At 67.8% G+C, this 24243-nt stretch carries 23 protein-coding genes and 3 pseudogenes; 13 read left to right on the plus strand and 13 right to left on the minus strand.

Translation table 11 applies throughout. From position 1 onward, the window contains the following. The first annotated feature begins 294 nt into the window (after positions 1–294). The 5 genes from ACFYO9_RS10965 (at position 295) to ACFYO9_RS10985 (ending at position 7610) form a co-directional block, all read left to right on the plus strand. Entirely contained in the window at positions 295–1668 is a 1374-nt protein-coding gene (locus tag ACFYO9_RS10965; RefSeq protein ID WP_358773733.1) for a helix-turn-helix domain-containing protein, read from the plus strand. A gap of 135 nt (positions 1669–1803) precedes the next feature. Continuing rightward, a complete protein-coding gene (locus ACFYO9_RS10970) occupies positions 1804–4125 on the plus strand; it encodes a pyruvate dehydrogenase (protein ID WP_388666136.1) in 2322 nt (773 codons plus the stop codon). Positions 4126–4203: 78 nt separating this feature from the next. Beyond that, on the plus strand, positions 4204–5160 hold the full coding sequence (locus ACFYO9_RS10975; RefSeq protein ID WP_358773729.1) for a fumarylacetoacetate hydrolase family protein: 957 nt from the start codon (positions 4204–4206) through the stop codon (positions 5158–5160). A 23-nt stretch (positions 5161–5183) separates the two neighbouring features. Beyond that, positions 5184–5837 (plus strand): VOC family protein, encoded by a 654-nt coding sequence (locus ACFYO9_RS10980; RefSeq protein WP_358773727.1) that lies wholly within the window; start codon positions 5184–5186, stop codon positions 5835–5837. A gap of 3 nt (positions 5838–5840) precedes the next feature. Beyond that, positions 5841–7610, plus strand: a complete 1770-nt coding sequence (locus tag ACFYO9_RS10985; RefSeq protein ID WP_358773725.1) for an FAD-dependent monooxygenase — start codon at positions 5841–5843, stop codon at positions 7608–7610. A gap of 510 nt (positions 7611–8120) precedes the next feature. Here the strand turns inward: ACFYO9_RS10985 and ACFYO9_RS10990 are convergent. Beyond that, positions 8121–8639, minus strand: a complete 519-nt coding sequence (locus ACFYO9_RS10990; RefSeq protein WP_358773722.1) for a DUF1772 domain-containing protein — start codon at positions 8637–8639, stop codon at positions 8121–8123. Then, positions 8636–9031 (minus strand): nuclear transport factor 2 family protein, encoded by a 396-nt coding sequence (locus ACFYO9_RS10995; protein ID WP_355806031.1) that lies wholly within the window; start codon positions 9029–9031, stop codon positions 8636–8638. The genes ACFYO9_RS10990 and ACFYO9_RS10995 overlap by 4 nt, the downstream gene beginning before the upstream one ends. A gap of 38 nt (positions 9032–9069) precedes the next feature. Here ACFYO9_RS10995 and ACFYO9_RS11000 point away from each other — a divergent pair, with 38 nt between their 5' ends. Next, on the plus strand, positions 9070–9645 hold the full coding sequence (locus ACFYO9_RS11000) for a helix-turn-helix domain-containing protein (protein WP_358773720.1): 576 nt from the start codon (positions 9070–9072) through the stop codon (positions 9643–9645). A 99-nt stretch (positions 9646–9744) separates the two neighbouring features. Then, on the plus strand, positions 9745–10008 hold the full coding sequence (locus ACFYO9_RS11005; RefSeq protein ID WP_388666200.1) for a LamG-like jellyroll fold domain-containing protein: 264 nt from the start codon (positions 9745–9747) through the stop codon (positions 10006–10008). Between the two features lie 161 nt (positions 10009–10169). Here ACFYO9_RS11005 and ACFYO9_RS11010 read toward each other — a convergent pair whose 3' ends face one another. From ACFYO9_RS11010 to ACFYO9_RS11025, 4 genes and pseudogenes are all read right to left on the minus strand, one after another. Continuing rightward, positions 10170–11285 (minus strand): IS110 family transposase, encoded by a 1116-nt coding sequence (locus ACFYO9_RS11010; RefSeq protein ID WP_358773716.1) that lies wholly within the window; start codon positions 11283–11285, stop codon positions 10170–10172. Between the two features lie 974 nt (positions 11286–12259). After that, positions 12260–12361 (minus strand): annotated as a pseudogene (locus tag ACFYO9_RS11015) (3-oxoadipate enol-lactone hydrolase); the annotation flags it as partial. 300 nt (positions 12362–12661) lie between these two features. Beyond that, a complete protein-coding gene (locus ACFYO9_RS11020) occupies positions 12662–12940 on the minus strand; it encodes a hypothetical protein (RefSeq protein WP_358773714.1) in 279 nt (92 codons plus the stop codon). A gap of 577 nt (positions 12941–13517) precedes the next feature. Further along, positions 13518–14024 carry a hypothetical protein gene (locus ACFYO9_RS11025; RefSeq protein WP_358773712.1) on the minus strand — a complete coding sequence of 169 codons (507 nt, stop codon included), beginning with the start codon at positions 14022–14024 and terminating at the stop codon, positions 13518–13520. Between the two features lie 359 nt (positions 14025–14383). Between ACFYO9_RS11025 and ACFYO9_RS11030 the strand changes: the two genes are divergently transcribed. Beyond that, positions 14384–14659 carry a hypothetical protein gene (locus tag ACFYO9_RS11030; RefSeq protein WP_358773710.1) on the plus strand — a complete coding sequence of 92 codons (276 nt, stop codon included), beginning with the start codon at positions 14384–14386 and terminating at the stop codon, positions 14657–14659. 9 nt (positions 14660–14668) lie between these two features. On the opposite strand, the gene ACFYO9_RS11035 is transcribed toward ACFYO9_RS11030, so the two are convergent. From ACFYO9_RS11035 to ACFYO9_RS11045, 3 genes and pseudogenes are all read right to left on the minus strand, one after another. Then, on the minus strand, positions 14669–14887 hold the full coding sequence (locus tag ACFYO9_RS11035) for a transposase (RefSeq protein ID WP_388666203.1): 219 nt from the start codon (positions 14885–14887) through the stop codon (positions 14669–14671). Between the two features lie 484 nt (positions 14888–15371). Then, positions 15372–15698: pseudogene (locus tag ACFYO9_RS11040) on the minus strand (transposase); the annotation flags it as partial. Positions 15699–16257: 559 nt separating this feature from the next. After that, positions 16258–16836: a hypothetical protein gene (locus tag ACFYO9_RS11045; protein WP_358773708.1), complete on the minus strand. Its 579-nt coding sequence runs from the start codon at positions 16834–16836 to the stop codon at positions 16258–16260. 667 nt (positions 16837–17503) lie between these two features. Between ACFYO9_RS11045 and ACFYO9_RS11050 the strand changes: the two genes are divergently transcribed. From ACFYO9_RS11050 to ACFYO9_RS11060, 3 genes are all read left to right on the plus strand, one after another. Beyond that, positions 17504–18028 carry a DinB family protein gene (locus ACFYO9_RS11050; RefSeq protein WP_355806004.1) on the plus strand — a complete coding sequence of 175 codons (525 nt, stop codon included), beginning with the start codon at positions 17504–17506 and terminating at the stop codon, positions 18026–18028. 260 nt (positions 18029–18288) lie between these two features. Next, positions 18289–18462, plus strand: a complete 174-nt coding sequence (locus tag ACFYO9_RS11055) for a hypothetical protein (protein ID WP_355806001.1) — start codon at positions 18289–18291, stop codon at positions 18460–18462. A 123-nt stretch (positions 18463–18585) separates the two neighbouring features. Continuing rightward, a complete protein-coding gene (locus tag ACFYO9_RS11060; protein ID WP_358773706.1) occupies positions 18586–19389 on the plus strand; it encodes a hypothetical protein in 804 nt (267 codons plus the stop codon). Positions 19390–20120: 731 nt separating this feature from the next. Here the strand turns inward: ACFYO9_RS11060 and ACFYO9_RS11065 are convergent. After that, a pseudogene (locus ACFYO9_RS11065) lies at positions 20121–20904 on the minus strand (RHS repeat-associated core domain-containing protein); the annotation flags it as partial. A gap of 270 nt (positions 20905–21174) precedes the next feature. Between ACFYO9_RS11065 and ACFYO9_RS11070 the strand changes: the two are divergent. Together ACFYO9_RS11070 and ACFYO9_RS11075 are read left to right on the plus strand one after the other, a co-directional pair. Next, the gene (locus ACFYO9_RS11070) at positions 21175–21735 is read left to right on the plus strand and encodes a hypothetical protein (protein WP_358773704.1); all 561 of its coding nucleotides are present in this window, start codon (positions 21175–21177) and stop codon (positions 21733–21735) included. A gap of 251 nt (positions 21736–21986) precedes the next feature. Further along, the gene (locus ACFYO9_RS11075) at positions 21987–22634 is read left to right on the plus strand and encodes a VOC family protein (protein WP_358773702.1); all 648 of its coding nucleotides are present in this window, start codon (positions 21987–21989) and stop codon (positions 22632–22634) included. Positions 22635–23129: 495 nt separating this feature from the next. On the opposite strand, the gene ACFYO9_RS11080 is transcribed toward ACFYO9_RS11075, so the two are convergent. From ACFYO9_RS11080 to ACFYO9_RS11090, 3 genes are all read right to left on the minus strand, one after another. Next, complete coding sequence (locus ACFYO9_RS11080) at positions 23130–23372, minus strand: hypothetical protein (RefSeq protein WP_358773700.1); 243 nt, start codon at positions 23370–23372, stop codon at positions 23130–23132. Between the two features lie 214 nt (positions 23373–23586). Then, positions 23587–23931 (minus strand): hypothetical protein, encoded by a 345-nt coding sequence (locus ACFYO9_RS11085; protein ID WP_358773698.1) that lies wholly within the window; start codon positions 23929–23931, stop codon positions 23587–23589. Then, positions 23886–24221 (minus strand): hypothetical protein, encoded by a 336-nt coding sequence (locus ACFYO9_RS11090; RefSeq protein WP_388666139.1) that lies wholly within the window; start codon positions 24219–24221, stop codon positions 23886–23888. Before ACFYO9_RS11090 ends, ACFYO9_RS11085 begins: the two co-directional genes overlap by 46 nt. Positions 24222–24243: the final 22 nt, after the last annotated feature.

The raw sequence follows: 24243 nt of genomic DNA on the forward strand, positions 1-24243 counted from the left end.
CGTACCTGCGGCACACGTGGCTCGTACGGCCACGGACATCCACTCCCGGGGACGGACCCGCTCGCGCGCCACGACCACCATCGGTGCGCAGTCCGCGACGGCCGGATTCACCGGCCCGGAGGCCGAACATGCGAGGGGACCAACGGCGCATTGCTTTTCGACGACTCCCCCGCCACGCCCCCAGCCAGTCTCGGTTTCGGACCGCAGGCGGTTCACTGGGGACGCTCGCTCTGGAAGCATTCCTCGGCTTTCCAGCTGCGGGCTGGTGATGCTCGCCAGGTCGGCGACGGTGGTGTGAAGCAGCAGAAGGAGGCCCTGAGCGTGATCGGTACATGGCTGGGTGAGCTCAGTCCACGTGACACAGACACGTTGGCCCACTCGGTCCTGCCGCCGCCCAGGCTGGCGGAGTTCGCGACCCGAGTCGGAGCGGGCCCCTGCGGCTGGGCGATAGAGCTCGGCGCGGCGATGGCGGTACACATCACCGAAGAGATCCCGGAACTCGCCGTCGACGGGATCGCGCAAGAACTTCGAAGGGGCTGCGAGGCGGTCGCCCTGGGCTTGGTCGCCGCCTTGTCCGACCAGCGGGACTTCAATGTTGCCGACGTTCCCGAGGTCTTGTTGGGCACGGCCGAGGTGGTGAGCCGGGGCGTCGGGATCGAGCACATGCTGCGCGCCATCAACGTGGGCCACTCCTTCGCCGTCCACGAGGTGCTGGACGCCTGTGAACGGCTCCTGTCGGGCGACGAGCGGTTCACGGCGATGCGGCGCGTCTGCGAGCTGATGCTCAGAGTCGTCGACGAACTGACGGCCGATATGGCCCGCGACTTCGGTCAGGTGCAGCAGGCGTGGCTGGCCAGTGCCGCCGCCGCACGTATGGAGATCGTGCAGAGCATCGTGCACGGCGACCCGGTGCCGCTGGATCGTGCCGCGCGCGTTCTCGGGTACGACCTGACCAGGCAGCATCTGGCTGTCGTTGCCTGGGCCGACGATCCGACCCCCGTGTGGTCGGGCCGGCTGGAGGAGGCCGCGGTCGACCTGCTGCGTGCGGCCGGCTGCACGTCGACCCTGGTGGTGCCGGTCGGCGACCGGAGAGTGTGGGCCTGGGGTTCCGGTGTCCGCCGGTCACCTGGTCTCCCCGCGAACGGCACACCCCGGCCCAGCCCCGGAATCCGGATCGCCGCCGGGCTGACAGCCCCGTCGCTCGGCGGTTTCAGGGACAGCCACCACCAGGCGCTCGAGGCCGCCCGGGTCGGCATGATGTCCCACGATCCATCGTCCGGCGGTCGTTGGCTTTTCGACTACGGAGAACTCGACCTGGTGGCCATGCTCAGCTACCGCATCGACCTGGCCCGCGAGTTCGTGCTGCGCGAGCTCGGCGGACTAGCGGGTCCCGGTGAGTCCACCGCCACGGTTCGGGCCACGCTCAAGTGCTACCTGGACGAGGAGCGCAGCCTCAACGGCGCGGCCGAACATCTACATGTCGCACGCAACACGGTCGCCTACCGGGTGCAGCGGGCGGAACAGCTGCGCGGGAGAGAGATCGGCGTGCGGCGCATGCAGCTCCAGGCCGCCTTGACGTTGGTCGAGGAGCTCGGCGAGGCGGTCCTTTACCTGGACCCGGCGCCGTCCTCGGGCAGTCAGGAACGGGCTTCCCGGCCCGCAAGGTGACTGGAGTACAAGCCGGGCGCGTACGTTTGCACCACAGTCCAAGCGACGGCACGGCGACGCGGGGCTTCATGGTGGGGTCCGTTCCGCCCCCCCCCGACACCGCTGACGCGGTACGTCAGCCCTTGCCAGGAGCCCGTGATGCCGGCTGCCACGAACAACCCGACCCGCCTTCCGGCCGGGGTGCTGGAATCCGTCGAGCGGCGTGTCCTGTGGTTCTCCGCCGCGATGGTCGACCACGCCAACAACGTGCGAGAGAACCCCTCGGGCCTGAAGGTCGGTGGCCACCAGGCATCGAGCGCGTCGATGGTCTCGGTCATGACCGCGCTGTGGCTCCAGCACCTCCAACCGCAGGACCGCGTCTCGGTCAAACCCCACGCGTCACCGGTGCTGCACGCGATCAAGTACCTTCTCGGCGACCTCGACGCCAGATACCTCACGACGCTGCGTGAGTTCGGCGGCCTGCAGAGCTATCCCAGCCGTACCAAGGACCCCGATCCGGCCGATTACTCGACCGGATCGGTCGGCATCGGGGCGACGGCGCCGGTCTGGGGCGCGCTGGCACGGCGCTATGTCGACGCCCGCTTCGGTGGAGCCGGCCGCGGTCGCCAGTACTCCCTCATGGGCGACGCCGAACTGGACGAAGGCGCCTGCTGGGAGGCCATCCTCGACCCGATGGTCGCGGACCTGGGCGAGGTCGTCTGGATCGTGGACGTGAACCGCCAGTCGCTGGACCGCGTGGTGCCCGACATCGCCGCCCACCGACTGCGGGGCATGTTCGCCGCCGCCGGCTGGCAGGTCGTCACCGTCAAGTACGGCAGCCTCCTGGAGAACCTGTTCACCCGCCCCGGTGGTCGCGCCCTGCGCGAGCGACTCGACACGATGACCAACCCTGAGTACCAGCGGCTGCTCCGGCTCTCGGCCTCCGACCTGCGCGAGCGCCTTCCCGGCACCGGCGCCGACACGGACCGGATCCGCTCCCTCCTCGCCGAAGTCCCCGACGAGGATCTACTGCGTGCGCTGCGCAACCTGGGCGGCCACGACCACGAGATCCTCGCAGACGCGTTCGACACCATCGACGACAGCCGCCCCACGGTGATCTTCGCCTACACCGTCAAGGGGTACGGCCTGCCCACCGAAGGGCATCCCCAGAACCACTCCTCGCTGCTGACCGCATCCCAGGTCGCCGATCTTGCTGCCCAGCTCGGCGTGGACCTCGCGGACAAGTGGGCCCGGTTTCCCGCCGACAGCCCCGAGGCCGTCGCCTGTGCCGAGGCTTCGGCACGCCTTGCCCGCCCCCCGGTCCCCGAGGCCGACCCTCCGCCCGTACCGGCCGACCTGGGCCGGACCGTCTCCGGAACCCAGTCGAGCCAGGCGGCCCTCGGCCGCACCCTGCTCGACCTCCTCAGGTCGGCCCCCGAGACCGGAGCGCGCGTGGTGACGCTGAGCCCCGACGTCAGCTCCACCACGCACCTCGGCGGCTGGGTCAACAAGGTCGGCGCCTGGTCCGCCGTTGAACGCCACAACTGGTTCGCCGATGACCCCGACACCCTCCTGCACTGGCGGGAAAGCCCCACCGGCCAGCACATCGAGCTCGGCATCGCCGAGACCAACCTCGTGTGCGCCCTGGGCGAGCTCGGCTCCACGTGGAGCCGCTGGGGCCAGCCGCTGCTGCCCATCGGCGTCCTGTACGACCCGTTCGTGGAGCGGGCCCTGGAGCCGTGGTCCTTCGGTATCTACTCCGGCGGCCAGTCGATCCTCGTCGGGACCCCCTCCGGTGTGACCCTCGCTGCCGAGGGCGGCGCACACCAGTCGGTAAAAACGCCCTCGATCGGCCTGGAGCAGCCCGGCTGTACCACCTACGAACCGGCCTTCGCCCAGGACACCGAATGGGTCCTGCTCGCCTCCCTTGCCCGCCTGGGCAGGAAGGACGGCCGCTCGGCCTATCTGCGCCTGTCGACCAGGCCGGTCGACCAGACGCTCGCCGACGTGCCGGTCGACCCCGTGGCACGCGAGCGACGCCGCAGGCAGACCGTCGCGGGCGGGTACGTGCTGCGCCGGACCGGGGGTGCCGCCGTGACTATCGCCGCCATGGGTGCGCTCATGCCGGAAGCCGTCGCGGCCGCGGACCGTCTCACCGCCCTGGGCCAGCCGGCGGACGTGTTGTGCGTCACCAGCCCCGGTCTCCTCTTCGAGGCCCTACAGGCACGCCGCGGCATGAGCGCCGCACCGGACCGGATCCTCGACACCCTGCTGCCCGCCTCGACGGCCAGGCCCCTGGTCACGGTGCTCGACGGACATCCGCACACCTTGGCCTTCCTCGCCGGAGTGCACGGCGTTCCCGCCGCCCACCTCGGTGTCAGCCGGTTCGGGCAGTCGGGCGACCTGGCGAGCGTGTACCGCCACCACGGCATCGACGAGTCGGCGATCGTGTGCGCCGCCCTGGACCTCGTCGACTGAAGCCGACCGAACCGGCCGCCCACACGCCAACCCGCCCCCCGTTTCCTACGCCAGACCCACCACCCCGGAGGCTCGTCCATGGTCACCCATCTGGCCCACTACCGCTCCGACGGCGGCGACATCAGGTGGGGTGTCGTCGTCGACGGTGGGCTCTCGCCCCTGAGCGACACCTACCGCACCACTGCGGATCTCATCCAGCACGGCACCGACGACTGGCGCTCCGCGAGCCGCCGGCCCGCGCCCTTCCACCTGGACGACGTGGAGCTGCTGTCCCCGGTGACGAGGCCCTGCCGGGTGATCTGCCAGGGAACCAACTACCGTCAGCACGCGATCGACTCCGGCATGGACCCCGACGCCCGCGCGTTCAACCTCTTCTTCGACAAGACCGACGCCTCGCTCACCGGCCCGCGCGCGTCTGTCGCTCGGCCGAGCCACGTGCGCCTCCTCGACCACGAGATCGAACTCGCCCTGGTGCTACGCAAGGAGGTCACCGAGCCGGAGGAGGTCACGGTGAAGAACCTCCACGAGTACGTGTTCGGGGTGACGATCGCCAACGATCTCTCCGCCCGCGACGTCCAACTGCCCCAGGGCCAGTACCTCAAGGGCAAGAGCTACCGCGGGTTCTGCCCCGTGGGCCCCTTCCTCGCCGTGCCGGAACCCGACGAGCTCCCCCTCCTTGACGAACTCGCCCTGCGCCTCGAAGTCAACGGACAGCTCCGTCAGCAGGACAGCACCGCCAACCTGCTCTACCGCCCCGCCGAGACCCTCACCGAGCTGACCACCTTCTGCAACCTCAGCCCCGGTGACCTCCTCCTCACCGGTACCCCCCACGGGTGCACGGCCACGACACCTCCCGCCCTGCTGCGCCGGCTCGCCACCGCCCTGCTGCCCGAGGACAAACTGTGGGCCCTGTTCATCCGCCAGAACCTGAAGAAGCCCTACCTCGCGCCGGGTGACGTCATCACCGCCGCCATCCACAACGCCGACCGGTCCATCGACCTGGGCATGCAGCACACCACCATCACCACGCCCTGAGTGGACCCGTGGAAGGACAGCACATGCAGCACACGAACCCCGACACCGCGGCTGCCCAGGGATCACCTCCCGCGGACGCCCTCACTCCGGACTTCCTGGCCCACTGGGTCGTCAAGACCGCTCGCAGCAAGGAGATGATCGCCTGGTACCGCAGCGTCTTCGGAGCGCACGTCGTCCACGAGGACAAACAGATCGCCTTCCTCACCTGGGACGAGGAGAGCCACCGCCTGGCCCTCGTCAAGGTCCCGCGCCTCCTTCGATACGCCTTCCCCCTGGCCCGGTTCCGCCGGAAGGTCTACGGAATCGACCATCTCGCCTTCACCTTCCGGTCGCTGGAGCGGCTGCTGTCGAACTACGACCGCCTCAGGCAGGCCGGAGTCCTGCCGGTGTGGGCGATCAACCACGGCCCCACGATCTCCCTCTACTACGAGGACCCCGACGGCATCCGCCTGGAATTCCAGACCGAGAACTTCCCCACGTCCCGGGCGACCGCGGAACATTTCGACAGCACCGCCTTCGCCGACAACCCCATCGGGACCGACATCGACCCCGGCTACCTGCTCGAACGCCTCAGGAGCGGTGCATCCCCGACAGACCTGCTCAAGCCCGGCGCCGGTACCCGCCCAGGCACGAAGCCGCGGGCCAACAAGCGGGCGATCACATGGAAGACGCTCTGAGCCATGCCCATCGAAACGACCAAACCGGCCGAGCCGATCCTCATCGTCGGAGCGGGGGCGACAGGATGCACCCTCGCCCTCCTGCTCGCCCGCCACGGCATACCCAGTACCGTCCTCGAACGGCGAACGCAGCCTCTGCTGCATCCCGCGGCGCACGTGCTCAACGCGCGCTCCCTCGAAATCTGGCACCACGCGTCACCGAAGCTGGCACAGGAGATCACGGCGCTGGCCCCACCGGTCGAGACCATCAACATGATCCGCTGGAACTCCCGGCTCGCCGACGAACCCCTGGGCGAGATCGACCTCCTCGAAGACTCCGGACAACTCGCGCGCGTACGCACCCACAGCCCGTTCCTGATCTCCCACATCGGACAGCATCTCTTGATGCCCGTACTCTGGAACGCCCTGGAACGCGAACCGCTCGTGGACTTCCGGCGCGGCACCACGGCCCGCCATATCAAGGACGTGAGCGCGAGGTTCGTCATAGCCGCCGACGGCGCCAACAGCGCCGTCCGTGAAAGCGCCGGGATCCGTATGCGGGGCAGGGTGCTGGCGAACATGGGCAGCGTCTTCTTCAACGCCCCCGACCTCCACCCGAAGGGCAAGGGGGCACCCCTGCTCACCTGGATCTACGAACCGAACCTCTGTGGCGTCCTGATCTCCCACGGGGGCGGCGACTACGTGCTCATGACCGCCTACCTCCACACGGAACAGCGGATCGCGCGCGACAGCCGGGCCTACTGGGGTCACATCCTCCCCAAGGTCCTGGGACCGGACGTGCCCGTCGAGATCCGCTCGACCGGTACCTGGACCATGACCTCCCACACGGCCGACACTTTCCGCCAGGGTCGGCTGCTCCTCGCCGGCGATGCCGCACATCGCTTCCCGCACACCGGCGGATTCGGCCTCAACAGCGGTGTCCAGGACGCCCACAACCTCGCCTGGAAGATCGCTGCGGTGCTCGACGGCTCCGCCAACGACACGCTCCTCGACACCTACGAGACAGAACGCCGACCCGTCGTCGAATGCTTCGCCGAGCAGAGCGTCGCCAACCATTTCCGCCTCGACGAGGTGACCAGGCCGCTCGGCATCACCAACCGGGCTCTTCGCGCGGCCACCGAAGCCGTCAGCCACCCCTTGCTTTCACCGGTTCCCGGACGGCTGATGGCCGCGACCGCGGACCTCGTGACACGCCTGCAGCTGCGCCGCACCCGAGTGCTGCAGGGCGACAGCCTCCGGGCACGTCGGCTCCGTACGGAAATCGCCTCCAGGATCCCGGCGCAACTGGAGCACTTCGCCTCCACGGGAATGGAGTTCGGCTACGCCTACGACGGTCCCCTCATCTGCCGCGAACAAGGCCCGCAGCCGCTCGAAGGCGAGGGTGTCGTCAGCTATCGCCCCACGACCTGGCCCGGCGCCCGCCTCCCTCATGCCATGGTCCTGTACGAGGGAAGACCACACCCGATCCACGACCTCCTCCTGCACAACGGACTCACGTTCATCACCGCGGACTCCGAGGGATGGACACACGCGTTGCGGCGCAGCCGGTTCGAGACCTTTCTTCCCTTCCAGGTGGTCGGCCTGGTCGCCCTCACGCCCGGCGATCAGCAAAACCTCCCGGACCTCTACGAGGTGGGTGAGCAAGGAGCCGTTCTGGTCAGACCGGACGGCCACATCGCTTGGCGCACCACGGACGCATGCCGCGATGCCGCCGACGAACTCACCTCCCTGCTCGCGAACAGGTGGAGACCTTTCAGCGCGGCTCAGGGCTGAGCGCTCCGCCGGAAGTGCGGTGCGTCGTCTGCGGGCCCGTCGTGGCTGGACTCGCAGTGCCCCGGGCCCCTTTCGTCGCCGTGTCAGCAGGACGTGCCACCTGTCCGCCGATGCGGAGGCCGCGCGGGTTCCCAGCAGGCTCAAGGATCGCGACACACTCAACGTGCTGGGTCATCGGGAACACGTGGACACGAAGTCGACCGCCGCACCCCACCTGGCACGGCACAGCCCCTTTGTGACGCGTCCACCATCCGTGGAGCGGGCCGCGATCCCAACACCTCCTTCACGGCACGCGCGTTCGAAGTGGAGGATACGGTCGATCACGTGCCAGTTCAGTACGTCGCTCGTTATGAGTGCGGGGGCCGGGAGATGACCGGCCCTCGGCAAGTGGACCCACCTCGTCGGCGTCTTCGACGCCGAGTGCCAGCGGCCAGTTGGAATTCCCCGCTGGCGGCCATCTAGCGGGGAGTCATCTGGCCACCAATGTCACAGAGCGTGCCCATTGTCGATTCAGGTGGCACGCCTCGAAGGCCCCCAGGGGCTGCCGTTTGGAGATTGACGAGAGTGGCTTCGGCGTAGGGAGAGAAGAATCAGCAGCGCGAAGGCAGCGAATGCGGCGCCCGTGCGTGCGTAGTTGAACATCTCCCAGCGCGCCAGGATCTCAGCGTGATCGGCAGGTGCCGAGGTGGCCGCCCACTGCTTGATTCGGCTGTTGATGGGAACGTTGCCGAGGCGGGTGATCAAGAGAGACGAGACGACGAGGATTCCGGCTCCTCCGGCCAGGCGCCGTGTGATGCCACGCGTGATGGCGGCAAGTACGAGGGTGCTGAGCGCGGACACGCCCATGGCGCCTTGCATGGTGATGCCGTTCATCTGCATCAACTGGGTGTGGAAGGACAGCCTCATGTCGAGCGGTACGGCGTTGAAGGCGGGGACGAGGTTGGCCGCTCCGTAGCCGAATGCGCCGGCGAGCGCACCGGTGGACATCAGGGCCAGGCCCTGAACTGGCCGGATGCGCAGGCGGATCACTCTCCCGTCTCCGGTTTGGCGGGGGGAGTACGGCCGAGTTGATGGATATGCCGCACCCGTCCGTCATGGGCGACCTCGCCGATCAGGAGCCACTCGCTCACCACGTGTCCGAGCTTGCGGTGTTCCGCGCTGAGGCAGCAACGTGCGGCGAACCGATGGCCGTCGACGAGGAGATCATCGACCCGCATCTCGCTGGCGGTGACGTTCTTGCGGGCCGGTGCCGCGTGCGCGATCAACTGGTCGCGGGTGAGCTCGGTGCCGTCGGTGACCCAGACCGCGTCGTCGGTCAGGGTGCGACCCACGATCTGTGCCGGGTCCTCGTCGGAGAGGGCCATGTCGCGCGTGTAGTCGATCAGGAGGCGGCGCGCCGCCTCTTCAGTTATTTCTGACATACCTGTCAGTCTTGGGATGTGCCATATAGTTGTCAATCGTGTCAGAGATAAGGCGTCGCCGTCAGCGAGTAGAGGTGCAACGCAATCGCGCAGCCGTGCTGTCGGCGGCGGTCCGGGTGCTTGCCGAGCGCCCTGAGGCGAGCATGTTGGAAATCGCTTCCGCGGCCGGTGTGACACGGCAGACCGCCTACGTGCACTTCGGTACCCGTGAGGGACTTCTGGCGTCGGTGCGCGATGAGCTGAGCCGTCGTGCTTTCGCTGTGCTGGATGCTGCCGCGCTTGAGGCTGGCACCGCCACGGAAGCCCTCGGCCGGTTCCTCGACGCGGCCGGGACATTGCTGGCCGAGCAGGCGGCCTTCGACCATGCAGGCAGCGAGCCGGAGGCCGACGCGTCTCGTCACGTACCCGTCGAGCAGCGCCTGGAGGCTTTGATCCGCCGTGGACGCAAAAGCGGCGAGTTCACGGTCAGCCTGGAGACCGAGTGGCTGGTCGCCGCGGTGATCGCTCTCGGCCACGCCGCCGACCACCAGATCCGCGTCGGCCACATGGATGCGCAGCACGCAGCGAAGCAGTACCGGTCGTCAGTGATGCGCTTGTGCGGCGCCAAACACTGACCGCTCGCGGTACGGGCGGTGCCCGGAGGGCCATTCGGCTCTGACCAGAGCGCGCCCCACCAATTGCACACCCTGAGTAACCATTCCAACTGGCCGTACGTGGGGAATTCTTGCTGGCCGCTGTCAGCCGAGTCGCAAACCCTCAGTCTCTATGTCAACGGCAGCCTGAGCACGCGTGGGCACTACGCCGGAACGTCCTGGAACGCGAACGGCCCGGTCGAGATCGGCCGCCGCCTATACCGAGGCAGCTACGGCGAATACGCCAACGCTCAGATCAGCGACGTCCGCCTCTGGAACAACGCCCTCCCGGCCGCTGACGCGGCAGCACCGGGCGACATCCCGCGGGTGAGCGGCCTGAACTAATCCGCCCGACCGTCGTTCTGATCCGCTCCGAGAACAGCCGGAGCGGATCAGAACCGCAAGAGCAGTTGATCCCGCTCACCGCGCCTGCCCCATACGAAATCGCGGACGACAACCCAGGCTCGTAGCGTTACCTGCGCGCCGTCTCGCTTCGAAACGCCACCTCAACAAGGAGGGCTGAGCGGCAGTTGCCGGACCAAGGAGAAGACCTCCCGGGCCGCATAGCGTTTGAGGCATCGGATGATCTCCCGCCGGGTCTTGCCCTCCTTCAGCCGACGCTCGTAATACTCCTGCGTACGCGCATCAACGCGTAGGCGGGTGAACACGATGCGGTGCAGCGCGGCGTTGGCCTGACGATCACCACCCCGGTTCAGGCGGCGGAATTGCCGGCGCCCCGAAGAACGCTCCACCGGGCTGACTCCGCACAGCGCGGCGAACGACGCCTCGCTCTCCAGGCGTTCGGGGTTGTCGCCCACCGCGACCAGCAACGCGACCGCCGTAGTGGGACCGACCCCCACCACCTCGAGCAACTGCGGAGCATGGCACGCCACGAGCCGCGCCATCCGCGCCTCGACCTCCTCGATCTGCTCGGAGAGCTGGCCGATCCGGCAGGCCAGCAGCCCCAGGGTGATCCGAGTGGCTTGCAGCACCGTCTCCTCACCGCCCTCGCCTTGAACGACCGAGCCGGAAAACCCTGCACAGGTCCGAACGAGCTCGGCGCTGCCCAGCGGCGCCAACTCCTCCCGCAGGACAGGATCAGCGGTGACGAGAACAGACTTGAGCTGATTGATGGCCTGCGTGCGGGCCTTGACCGCCGACGCCTTCGCGAGCTTGTACATACGCGCGATCTGCACCGGCCCGTCGCCCGCCTTGGCTCGGGCGCGCGCCCGCCCGCTCAGCACCGCCCGCGCCGCGTTCTGCGCATCGAGCGGATCCGACTTGCCGCGCCGACGACGATCAGCCCGGTCCATCCGGTTCACGTCAAACACATCAACGCCCTGGCTCAACAGATAGCGGGACAACGACGCCCCATACGAGCCGGTCCCCTCCACTCCGGCCCGACGCACGGAGCCCAACGTCCCTGCCCACTTCAGCAGCTCGCGATAGCCCGCCGCGGTGGCCGGGAACTCACCCGTGTCCAGGACCGTCCCCGTGACCGACAGCACCGCCGCCACATGCGCGTCGCGATGCGTGTCCACTCCCAGCACGATCTCCCCAGCCACTTCACGGCGACGCGTCCGCGTAACTGCTGTTGCCGTGGGCACGGTCGCACTGGCCATGCTCGTTCCCCTTCCGGTCCGTCCGCCGACGCGTCACATTGCCGGAACCGGGCCTGACGGGCGGTCAGAATCGTGAGACGCCACAACGAACAGCAAGCCCCTATCGGGACACGCCCCGCCGGCCCGGCACCGACAACGCACCATCCCCGGACACCAGCCGGCAGGGTGAGATCAGGACACCACGGTCAGAAAAGTCAGGAGCCAAGCCCAGACCCGGGACAGCACTCACCATCGTCCCGCCCGCCCCAGCAACTCCATCCGGAAACACCAAGGATGCTCACTTCAAGCTCTGCGAGCAGTCTGAACGCGACACCGCACGAGCACTGCATGTCCACAGCCACGCATTCTCGATCAAGTCCCCTCATCGGAACGCGTCAAGAACTGAGACTGGAAAAGAATGAAGGACGTCATGTGGAAGGTAGACCCTTCATATGGCGACCGCTACCTCATTCCCAGGGACATCCCACCCCAGAGCTGGACCTCGTATTCGAACCCGATACCGCACCGCTGCGACGCATCCTGCGCGAATACATCGCTGCCGCTCCCGACGACCGAACCATGCCCGAACTCAAGCGATACGCCTTCTTGGAAAACGTCTACCGGCCCGGCCAAGTTATCGACGCCGCCCGACAACGACGTGACACAGAAGCCGTGCAGACAGAACCCCGCGCCGTTAACAACAATGCGCGTCCGCCTGGCCACGGCACCTCCCACCTCCGACGCACCAGCCGAGCAGACGACCCTGTGGCGAGCAGCCCTCAACAGGCGTCGGAGACCGGTCGGGTGCGGCAGGACGGGCCTCGCCGAACAACGTCCCGGCAGGCCCGTCCTGCCGCATGTGCAAGGCGCCACAAGCGCCCCACGAGTCACAGGAAAGTCACCAACACCATCGACGCACCGGGATCACGGCGTTCAGGACAGGTGCAAACGCCATCGTTTCGGACCACGTGGACGCCTGAAGACGGTTTCTACGACATGTGCCATGTGGTGCCGAGGGAGGCGCCCAGGATCAGGACGGGGGCGTCTTCGGGCCCGTCGAAGCGGTATTGCAGGGTGTTCTTCGGTGGCTCACTCACCCGCCAGACCCTCTCATCTGTCACTGAAAGTCACTGCGCCGGGGTGGGCCTACCTGACCTTGCCCCGCTCCGGCGCTACCGTGCCGGACCACCGGTGTCCGAGACACCATGCCTTCCGGGCCTGTAGAAGCCCGCCTCCGGGCGAGTATGACGCAGCAAGTCTCGCGTCAGACAGTCCCCACACCTCGCGATCACCCCTCCCCCACAAACCCATGCAGGCCATCCCAATTGGTGGCGGCTCCGCGCAGCATGTCGTGGCACAGGGACGGAACGAACAGGCAGGATCAGTGTCATGAAGATTCACAGGCATCCAACGGCGCCCTCACCATCGTCGCTCTCGCCCAGGAAGCCGACGTCCCACGAAATGCCCTCACCCAGCGGCATCTCGACCTGAAGAACGAGTTCTGCACGCGGGTCAAGCAACGCGGAGAGACACCAGACGTCGAAGTCCGCCTCCGCAAGACGATCACGCAGCTCAAAAAGACGATCGCGAACAAGAACGCAGCACTTGATCAGCTCCGCGCCGACGTCCCCGCACTCGTCCGAACCATCAACCAGCTCACGCTGGAGAACCAGCAACTACGTCAGGAACTCGCACAGCCCACATCGCATGTCGTCGCTCTCCGGCAGCAGCCGGTTCCCGTCCAGGCGCGTGACGTCCCGGACAGCGATCGTTCCGTCGTCGCTCTCGATGGTTCTGGAAATCTTGGTGCACCGTTCGCGGTACTGCGTGTCCTGAAGTGCCGTGCGCAGGGTGGTGGAGAGGCTGTCGGCTGTCAGGCGCCGAGCGCTGACGTACCCCGGGGGAAAGGCCCAGGGCGGTCAGGCGGCGGGCCCAGAAGGGCTGGTCGAGTACGAGAGGTACCGGTACAGCGGGCACACCGGCCCGGCACCCACAGTGCCTGAGCCGGCGTGGTGGACGAGGGCGGACACGCGGGGGAAGAGCCAGTCGTGCGGGCACTCGCCGATCGTGATTGTCCGTGGCGGGCCACCAGCAGCCCGCGCACCTGCGCCCCTGGGGAAGGACGAGTCGCTTCGGCAGCAGGCAGGAACCGAAACCGTGCAGTGGCTGTGGAGGTCTAATCGGGTTCTGGTCCACTCTCTGTGGTCGCGCACGGGGTGTGATCGAAATCTGTACGTGACTGCGCCCTGCCCGCTATGCGGGTTCGTTGGCAGCCGGATCAGGGGCGTACGGCTCGGTCATCGCCCAGGCCGGTGGTCCGCCGAGTTGCCAGTCGAGCGGCGGCTGCGAGTGGTCCAGCGAGATGCGGGCCGCGTTCACGAAACGCAACTGGCCTTTGGCCAGCGCCTCCTGGATTTCTCGGAGGTCCTCACGGGTCTTTGGCGAGCGAGCGACCAGTTCGGCGAACCGGCCGACCGCGCCGGTCAGTTCCGCGGCCGCCGCAGCCACCTCCCGCGTGGCGACCAGACTGAGGGCTACCAGTGCCGCGTTCCACGGAGCCCAGTCCAGCCGGTGCGCGCGGTCTGCGAGGAACGCCGTACGAAGCTCGATCTCGACCGCGACGAACTCTCGCAGGAACGACGCGTACGTGGCCGTCCGGTTGTCCCGGACCCACTGCTCGTTCTGACCACGCCGTCCGATGACACCTCCCGCCAGGACACCCACGACGGTAGCGGCGACACCACCTGCGGTCGAGATCACCAACTCCCAAGGAACAGCCACAGCCATCCTCCCCCGCGCCGCTCATCTGCCCGAAGGCCGCATCGAAGGCGGACCCTGCCTACCGTTCGGCCTCCCCAGACGGTAGACGATTGATCATCAGCGGCGCCGTGCTGTTGCGTATCGCCGACGCTTCTTCTCCGACGATTACGGTGCACCCATCGTCTCGGGCGGTGAGCTGGTGAAGGAAGAAACGTCATATTTTGTACGCGACCACAGTAAGTGGACCAGAGCCTCTAAGGGCTCTGGTCCACTTACTGTGAAGAGCTCACCGGCGGTGACGTCAGTGGTGTGTGGTGAGATGACCGTGCTCTGTCAGTCGCCGTCGAGGAGGTCGTTCTGTGTCTGGGTACCCGTCGCTGACCTGTGCTCTGGCAGAGGCGCTGGTCGACGTCCTCTGGTTCGTCGAAAGGTGTGAGGACGAGCAGATGGACCCGGATGACGCGGTGAAGGTCCTGGAGAGTGTCGCTGCTCTGATGTCTCATCTGTCGGGTGATCAGCGAAGCGAGTTCATGGATCTGCTCGGATCGATGGCTTCGCAGGAGAACGATCCGTCGCGTCGCGACTTCTTGCTGGGCTTCCCTGAAGGGTTCGGCCTCGTCGAGGAAGACTCCTGATCTGGAGTCCTATGCGTAGAGCAGGACCCGTTTGCGGAGGAGTTCGAATCCTGCGCGGCCGAACATCTGCCGCTTGAGCATCTTGATCCGGTTGACATGGCCTTCCACGACGCCGGAGTTCCAGGGCAGCGTGAGGCCCGCGGTCACGGCGTCGAGGTCGCGTTCGAGGTGTTGGGCGAAGTGCCGGAGGCTGGGCAGGTCGGTAGTGCGGTGGCTGCTTCGATCCAGGTCGGCAACTGATGGCCCTGAAGGTGAGCGACCATGTGGCCGAAGGAGCGGATGTGTTCGGAAAGCGCCGTAAGTTCATGGCAGTTGGCCAGGACAGCCTCGAGCTGGATCCGGTAGCTTTCGGGTAGGGCGTCGGGGTGGGTGAGAAGCCGGCGCGTGACGGCGCGGGCCGATGGCGGGCGGGCTCCGACCGGCCGAGGCTTGCCGCGCAGGTTCCTGCAGACGTGGGCACGGACGCCGGCGTAACCGCGGGGATAGCCGTTCCTTGATCTCCTCGCTTGCTGTGCCCGGCGGCGAGGAGCGCGTGGATGGTGGCGTGCTTGGCGCGGGTGCGTTCGGCGAAGCGGTGTCCGGTGGGCCACGGCGATGACACAAGCGACTCCACCTGCTCCTGGGGTTCCTCCGGCTGTTCCGGCGTAGGGCGCAGGTAGCCGCGATGACGGTAGACGCACCTCTCGGCGGCTTCGCCCAGGTTGTGCCAGAGGTGCCAACGGTCGGCCACTTGGTTGGCTTGCGGGGCACCGCGGGTGGCGCCGTCGGCGAAGAAGGGGGCGCGGTCTCGGCAGACGATCTCGATGCCGGGTCGCTCGGCGAGCCAGGCCGCGAGGGTGTCCACCTCCCGGTCGGGCAGGAGGTCGATCGGACGACGTGTCTCGATGTCGACGAGTACGGTCCCGTAGACCTGTCCCTTGCACTGGGCGTATTCATTCACCCCAACCACACGGGGCGTGGCAATAGGCGGATCCGGGAGCGAGGCGATCAGCCGCAGCAGGGTGTTGCGGCTGGCGGGCGCCCCTAAGACGTCAGTCATGCGAGCCCCGGCCCTGCCGTACTTCGTTCACGACGCAGCACTACCACACCGCACACCGGCCGGGCGATTTTCGGACTATCTCAGCCCCCGTCACGATGAGATCGATAGTCACGCTGCGTACGCGTCCACAGCAAGTGGACCAGAACCCATTCCCGTGGACAAAGTCAGGGGAGCACAGCAGCTTGCCCATGGCCGTGACGATGGAGCTGGGACCACATGTAACGCACTCCGCACCCAGTGGAGCGCACCGAGTGGACTCCATCCGCACGTGGCGCGCCCCGGGATACTCGCAGCCCAGAGCCCGCGAGTCCGGCAGCAGGAGCGTCGCTGCGGCGCAGTCCGGCCGCCTCTCCACGTCGCAGCCCCGCCCGTACAAGCAGCAGCACGATCAGGCGGGCCCGCGCGCTGCGGCATGCGGTGAACATCCCGCTGAGCCGTCTGCTGCTCCGCAGCGTATGCCCGGTGTCGGCTCTGGCACGAGGGCTCGGCGTCGAACCGACGTCGGCGGAACTGTCTGCCTTCTTCTCGTGACGCTCGCCGGGGGACGACAAGCAGGCGCTCACGCGGGACTCAGGATCACTTTCCAGCCAGGCTGGGACCCCCAGGCCAAAGCGCCGCCGTGGCCACCGGTCACCGCGACGAGCCCCGGTCCAGGAATGACGATCGTGCCGCGAAATTTTCCGGTGTGCCCGATCAGCTTCTGCCTCCTGCGCCACCGGAAGTCGCTGAACCACACGGCGCCATTTCCTTCGAAATCCACTTCCGCCTCGGTCTTCTCTCCGAGGTAGGAATAGACGCGGGAAGTGGTCCCGGATGACTCCACCGAGAGTTTGGGTGCGTCCGTCAGTTCGCTGAGGGAGAGGTGCCAGCGCCCCGGATTCCGTCCGCCCTTGGATATGACGAGGGTTTTGTATTTCGGCGGTATCACGATGTGAGCCTTCTCGTTGCCCCAACCCGATTGCCCGACCCATTCCCTCAGGACGGCATTTCCCTCCCGGTAGTCACCCTCGACCGTAAACCCCTGACTGAGAACCCTCCCCCAGGCCTCAGCGAGCAAAGTCTTTCCGGCGAGGGCAACAGGTACTTCGAACTCAGACCTTCCACGTCCGGAGAAGCGCCCCAATGAACCGTCCGACATCTGCGTACCTTTCAGGAGGATCGCCGCATGAGTGAAGGTGGTGTGCAGCCGCTCCAGGACAAATTACAGAGCTCGGGAGGCAGATCCAGACGTTCCAGCAAAGTTCGAGCCCAGCGGGGCGACGCATCGGACTCCCGAGGGCCACCTACCCCTGTCGTCCACCGCCGTCGGATCTCATTGAACCCGAGCCGTCGTCAGGCCCCGGCAAGTCCGAGTTCACTGGACGCTCGCCGCGCCTGTCGTCATCGTTTGCCAGCTTCTCCGGGGCCTGGGGACCATCCCAGCGGGAGCGCACCGTACGTCCGGGCTGAGCGGGGTGGTTCCCTCGGGACCCATCCCCGCGGGCGCGGGGAGCACAGCTGCGCTGACAGCTTGGCTGCGCTCTCCAGGAGAACATCCCCGCAGGTACGGGGAGCACGGCACCGCGGCCGCGATCAAGGAGACCGGGCTGACGTTCAACACCGATGCCGTGCTCGCCGCGCCGAGCGAGACGTCCGAGCGTGGAGACCCTGATCTGGTTCTCGCACATGCTCAGGTAGCTGATGGCGTCGGCCCGCACCAGAGTCGACTCCCTTGCTGGGGTGATCGTTGTCCGGCTGGTCGTGCTGTCAGTGGCCGCTGCTACGTTCCGCGAGACGTCGGCGGACACGGGTAGGAAGGCGCTCAGATGAACGCAGAGGTAGGCGGGACAACCCGGCACGTCCCTCACCAAGGGGGCGAGAAGGAGAGCCTGCATGTTGCTCTGGACCGGCACCGGGATGTTGTCCTGTGGAAGCTGGAGGGGCTGGATGAGGTGCAGGTCCGGCAGCCGATGACGCCTTCGGGGACGAGTCTTCTGGGCCTGGTGAAGCATCTGGCGGCCGTGGAGTACGGCTGGTTCTGCGAGACGTTCGGACGCGAGACGGAGCCGCTGTGGTTCGACCCGGAATCGGAGGACATGTCGGTGGCCAATGACGAGACGGCCGAGCACATCCTCGCGTTCTACAGGCGTGCGCGCGTTGCGGCCGACCGTGCGATCGCCGAGACCGGACTCGAGGAAGTGGGCACGGCATGGGACGGGCGCCAGGTGACGATGCGGTGGGTGCTCATTCACATGCTGGAGGAGACAGCCCGGCATGCAGGGCACATGGACATCGTGAGAGAGCTGACCGATGGAGCCGTGGGAGACCATCGAGAGTACGCGAATAGCTGAGTGGCTACCTGGCGGTCCACGGCCGGGAGGGCCTATTGAAAGTCTCAGCCTGGCCCCTGCGGTTACATCTGCCCGAGTCGCGGGACGCGGGCGCCGCCTCTACAAGGCGCATGATCCTGATTTACCCAGTTGCAGGACCATTGGGATCTGTTGGCGATGTTTCGTGATCCGCTCCTACAGTATGGGGGTGGGCTGTACGCCAACATGCTCTGCCCCACGGGCCGTTGGAGGTGTCGATCTCGCGGTGAGGGGGCGGGCTCATGGCGTCACTGATGGAGAAATTGCGGGCCAGGGCGTCGGCGTCGCGGGCGCGGGGCGAGGACCTGCGCGGGCGGGTCGCCGCGCTCCAGAAGGCGCTCGCCGAGGAGGAGGAGCGGACATCGCTCAGGCCCTGGCCCTTCCCGCCACCGTCGGCGGCGTCGTCTCCCAACTGACCACCATGCTGGTGGGCGCGCTGCGCGAGCGTCGTCAGACCGTGCGCGCCCTGGCCGGCTGCACGCGCCTGGCCGACATCCTGGACACCGAGCCGGACCTGGAGCCCCTCAGCTTCGCCACCCATGTGCTGGCCTCAGCCAGAGGCCTTCGGAGACTTCCCCGCGCTCATCTCCCGCACCGTCAGCGACCTGAGCACCGAAGAACGGCATGTGCTGCGCTCGGTGATCCTGCTCGATGCCTTCTCCGTACCGCTGGCCACCCAGGTGGCCGGACTCAGCCACGACGCCGCCGCCCTGCGGTTGAGCGAGCGGCCCTTCGTGCTGGAGAACCCGAGCGGCCTGTGGCCCTTCCACCTGCACCAGGTGGTCCGCTCCGCGATCCGCCACGCCCCCGACCACACCGACGACCGCTGGTCCGACCAGGACTGGCAACGAGCAGCAGGGCGCGCCCTGGCCGCGCTGGCCGCGCTGGGCCACGAATGGGCTCACGGGCCGCGCCTCGACCGCCCCACCCTGATCGGCTGCTGGCGCCAAGGCCTGCGCCTCGCCCGCGACTTCGACCTGGACCTGGACCTGGACTGGCTCACCGAGGCGGCCTTCTCCTACGTCGGGGACTCCGTATGGGCGCCGCTCGCCCCGCTCGGCACCAGCCGCGACCCCGGCCCCGTCGTCGACGCCGGCCGACGCGCTCGTCGAACTGCTCAGCACCCTGGCACGCCATCAGCAAGAACACCGCGCCCGCACCGTGGAACGGCTCACCGCCGCCATCAACGCCGCGCTGCTGCCCGCCGAGCTGCAGGAGATGGCCCTGTACTACCGGGCCAAAGCCCTGCGCGACAAACGGCCGCGCCCAAGAATCACGCCGCGGCTACCAGCAGGTCGCCGACGGCCGCGGCCGCCTCGCCCCCGCCACCCGCCGCGGCTTGACCCAAGCCGCACGCCTCACCGGCGACTTCCCCACCACACTGGCCGCCGCCCGGCACCTGGGCTGGGAAGGACGCCACCAGCGCGTCCTGGGTGACCTCTACTGGCTCCAAGGCGACCCGCACCGCGCCGCCGCGGCCTTGCCTGGCCGCCGCACCGAGGCCGAACAGCACGCCAAGACCGGCGAGATGGCCATCAAGTCCGGGTTCGTTGCCAAGGACACTAGCGCGGAGAGGCACCCTGCAACCGAGAGGACGAGGGGCCTGAACGGGGTGGCGGTCGAGCCCGATGCTGCTCGTGCCGAGGGCCAGCGCGTGGCCTTCGAGAGCACCATAGGAGGGCCAACGCGAACGTCGAGAGCGCGTCACCCGAGGGGGACTGCCACCTGCGGACGGAGCAGTTGATCCTGTAGTCGGTCCGTTCCGGCAGCCGGGGCGTCTGGGCAAGTCAGCGGGACGGGCCTCACCGGGATCTTGCACGAGACCCCTTATTCACCCAGGCACCGCCAAACATGAAAAGCAGGACGGTGACCACCAGCGCCAAGCCACCCACAACAGTCCTTGGCGTACCGCTCATCGCCATGAGTATGGACACAACGGCAACACCGAAAACGACGAGACCGGCAAGAAACACTCCCAGCCTGCTGGCGTGGCTTTGCAAGGTACGTTCTCTCTCCGCCCTCGGCGTGCGGGGAACGGGCCACCGCTCCCCGCACGCAAAAGAGGCCATTTCAGCTACTTCTTGTAGGCCTTCATGCCCGCCTTCGTCAACGCACCGAGACCACCGGTTGCGGCTCCGAGTGCTCCCTGTTCCAGGCAGGATTTGCCCACTCCGCCAAGGTCCTCTCCTTCGACCGCCGCTGTGATTCCTCCTCCGATACAGCCGCCGACCGCACCTCCTGCCACAACCCCAAGACCCCGTCGAGGGCAGCAGTCGCTACCGCACCGGCGGCGGCTCCGACGACATCACCGAACGAGAGCAGGCCACTCGGGTCGATGCGGTTGGCGGGGTCGCCTTCGGCGTAAAGGTAGGGGTTCTGTTCCTGGCCGGAGGGGTCGGGCTGGGTGAAGCGGCCGATGTTGGGGTCGTAGTAGCGGGCCCCGTAGTGGTATATGCCGGTGGGGTCCTGGTAGCCGTCGGCAAGCGGTAGGGCTGCGTGGTCTTCTCCGAGGTGGTCGACCGCTCCACGCCGCGCGGGCTGTAGGAGTACGTGTTGACCTTCTCGCCGGCCTCGTCGGTGACCCCGACGACGGAGCCGAGTGCGTCGGTGAGGTAGAAGTAAGTCTTCCCGTCCCGGGTCATGGAGTTCAATGTGCCCCCGGGCTCGCGGTTGAAGCCCGTGTCCACGCCCGCAGTTAAGGTCGCCGACAGGCCCAGCGGCCCGTTGTGGAAGTACGTGTCGCCGAGCTTGATGCGCTCGCTCTGGTCCGTGGAGCCGTAGCGGCCGTCGTAGGTTTTGCCGCCCACCGTCAGCGAGGTCAACTGGCTGTGATCCGACCACTTCTCGCCGCATCGGCTGCGCTGCGCCCCACTCTCATCCGAGGGCGGGGCGCAGTCATGTCCACATGTCACAGCTCAACCACCGCCCTCCCTCGCTCATCGCTTCTGCCCAACGGTGTCCCTCTAGCTCAACCCTGGGGGGGGCACATGCGCGTTCGCGCTACGGCGGCCACAACACTTCTGCTACTGGCCGCTCTCACTGCCTGCGGCAGCAGTGATGACGAAGGCAAGACCGACGGGAAGACGTCCGGGGGCAAGAAGGCCGCAGCTTCGAAGAAGGTCGACTGCATGGACGAGGACATCAGCCAGTCCGACTGGATGAAGCACCGCTCCGATGAGGGCGCCGGGACTGGCGGCGACGGGGCCAAGGGGCAGGCTGCAGACCTCAAGTTCGGCGAGCCGGCACAGACCATCGGCGAGAGCGGCACCGGCGTCCTCCAGATCACGCCCGACACCGTCGTGTACGTGAAGAAGAACGGCACGGAGACCGCGGCCAACGGTGTCTTCGCCGTCGTCGCCCTGAAAGACAAGGCGATGACGGGCGCGCCGGCCGACGAGGTCGCCCCGGTCTCCGGTGGGGGCTGGAAGTGGATGGCGCCTGACGGTGAAACCATCGACGTTGGTGGCGGCGAGTCGTACAACGTGGTCGTCGACAAGTTCAACAACGAAGATCCGGTTCAGCCCGGGACCTACCAGCGGCGGCTGCGGGCATTCGATCTCACCCCGGCGCAGGCGAAGGGCGGCACCCTGATTTACGTCGACGGTGACGAGGCTGCGCACCGGTGGAAGGTCCCCGCCACGGACACCGGGCCGAACGCAGCAGAGCTCAAGAAACAGCTGGCCGAGTAGATGTAGGCGCTCGGCAAAGCCGAAGGCTCCCCCAACCCGAGTTGACGGGATACAGGGGAGCCTTTCCCAGGCCTCTCGGTTACTGGCTTCCTGGCGACCACGCGTCCCTGCGGCTGTGGGGGTGTGGGGGTGTCACTCGCTGCCGTCTACCCGACCGAGGCCATCGAGGCCCGCCCAGCGCAAGCTCCGGGAGATGGCCCGCATTCCGAACATGGCCAAAAATGATTTAACCTTCAACCTATCCTGGTGGAATGCTTTCCAGGGCGACGCCGACCAGCATCGGCGGCCTGGCCCAACTAGGCACCTACGTACAGGAGATGACCGACATGACGCAGACGTCGACGCAGACACGGCCCGCGCCGCACGCCCAGGTCCGATCCCTGCCCCTCCGTCTCCACCACCACGCCTGGATCACCGACGACCAGGAAACCAACCGCCGCTTTTACGAGGACGTGATCGGCCTGCCGTTAGTGGCCACGTGGACCGAGCGCGAGGTGATGCACGGCGTCGAGCGCGCCTATAGTCACGCTCTCTACGGCCTGGCCGACGGCAGCGCGCTCGCCTTCTTTCAGTTCGCGGACCCCAACGACCAGAAGGAGTTCAGGACCAGCATCAACTCAACTCCTCTGCGTCACATAGCCTTCAAGGTCGAGGCCGGGGCACAAGAAGCCATCCGCGAGCGCGTCGAGGCGGCCGGCTCCGTGGACGCGAACCCTCACGTGATCGACCACGGCTTCTGTGTCTCGCTGTACGTCACGGACCCCAACGGACTGATCCTGGAGTTCGCCGTCGACCACCCCGACGTGGAGAAGATCGACGCCGAACAGCGCGCCACCGCACACGCCGACCTCGCCCGTTGGCTCGCCGGAGACCACACCAGCAACAACCGCTGGCGCTGATCCGTACCCTGTGGCACCGGCCAAAGCGGCGCTTCTGCCTGAGACTGAGAGCGCGTAGCGGAGTGGTGATCGGCGATGACGGTGATGCGGCGGACACGGCGTTGCCCGGCGTTGAAAATGCCGACGAGGGCGGCGTTCACGGTGCCGACGAACTGTGACGGGGCCGCCCCACCGGTGGGGGTTCCGGCGGGGCGGTCGTCGGCGCGGTGTCGTCTTGCTGCCCAGGACAGGGAAGGCGACTCGGACGCGGGCGGCAGTGTCCGGCTGGAGCAGCGAGTAGGCGTAGCGCGTGGCGGCGTCGAATCCCTCCGGGGCCCGCCCCCATCCTTCCCAGTCCAACAGGCGCAGCGGTTCGGTGAGATTCGCCCAGTGCAGATCTGCGTGGGCTGTGGTCCAGCAGGAGACCGCCGGGGCAGGGATGCCCACGAACTCGGGGATGGCCCGCTCCATGTACTGCTGTCGTACGGCGACGCGGCCGGTGTCGACGGACGCCACCTACCCGAGTGTCTCGGCGAGGTCGTTCCACCAGGAGTCGGGCAGCTGGGCCTCGTGCTGGAGGGGCGGGTCGGCTGACAGGACCGGGGCATCGACGCGGACCGACAGCTCCGCCCGGTGGTCGACGGCGTCGTGGAGAGCCAGGAGGGCGGGCCGCTGGCCGTCGAGGTCGCCGAAGGCGTGCTGGGCCTCGAGGGCGCCGTCCCACAACTTCCCCGACGCCTTGTCCTGCGGCACGGACACCAGGCGCAGCCAGGCGGGCAGGCCCGCAGCGGTGCGAGCCGGGGCACCCAGGGTGCGCCCGGCCCACCCTCAGAACTCCGCGCCCGGCTCCACCTGGACGTCCAGGGCCTTCGCGGCGTGCGTGTGGTGGGCGCGCATGCGCTGTTCGGCGTCCGGGTCAGGGGGCGGCGAGTACACCAGTGATCTCCCGCAACTTGGCGGCGGTCAGGGAGGGTTAGGCGACGGCGTCGGCCGCTTCCCTCCAGTGTGGCGCACCGGAGGCGGCCAGAAGGACGTCCGTCACTCCTGGGCATGACGCGACCGTGAGGACGCAAGCCTGTGCGGGGGTCAGTCCCTGCCAGATGAGGTCGGCGAGCTCCTGGTCGACCATGCCGGGGAGCTCCCCGCCGTGCAGCGGCGCGGACGCCATCACCCGCAGCCCCGCGTCCACGGCGGCCGGGAGCGGGCCCCGGCCGTGCAGGGCCTGCACGATCGGCATCATCATCACCAGGCTGACCGGCATCTGGACCGCGACTAGGTGGTGCCGGCCGCCCGCGGCTTCCGTGGCCAGGGCGAGCAACTGCCCCACCGTGAACCCCTCTTCTTCCAGACCGCCCAGGTGGCGACGCCGTAACCCGCCACGTTCCCGGCCGCCGCCTCCGCCTCCAGGACGACGAACGCGTCCCGCATCGCGGCGTGCAGGGCGGCGCGGTCGCCGCGGTGGGCGCGCTCGGGGTTGTGCAGCAGGACCAGGTCCAGCCGCTCGCGCCCGAGCTGGGCGCGGTTGCGTGCGGTCTGCCAGCGCACGTAGTCCGCGGCGAGGCTGTGCCCGGCGGCGGCCTGGTCCTCGGTAAGGACACCGGCGTCCACGGCGTCGGCACCAGTGGCCGCG

The sequence above is a fragment of the Streptomyces sp. NPDC005863 genome (genome assembly GCF_042871345.1).
Classification (GTDB): domain Bacteria; phylum Actinomycetota; class Actinomycetes; order Streptomycetales; family Streptomycetaceae; genus Streptomyces.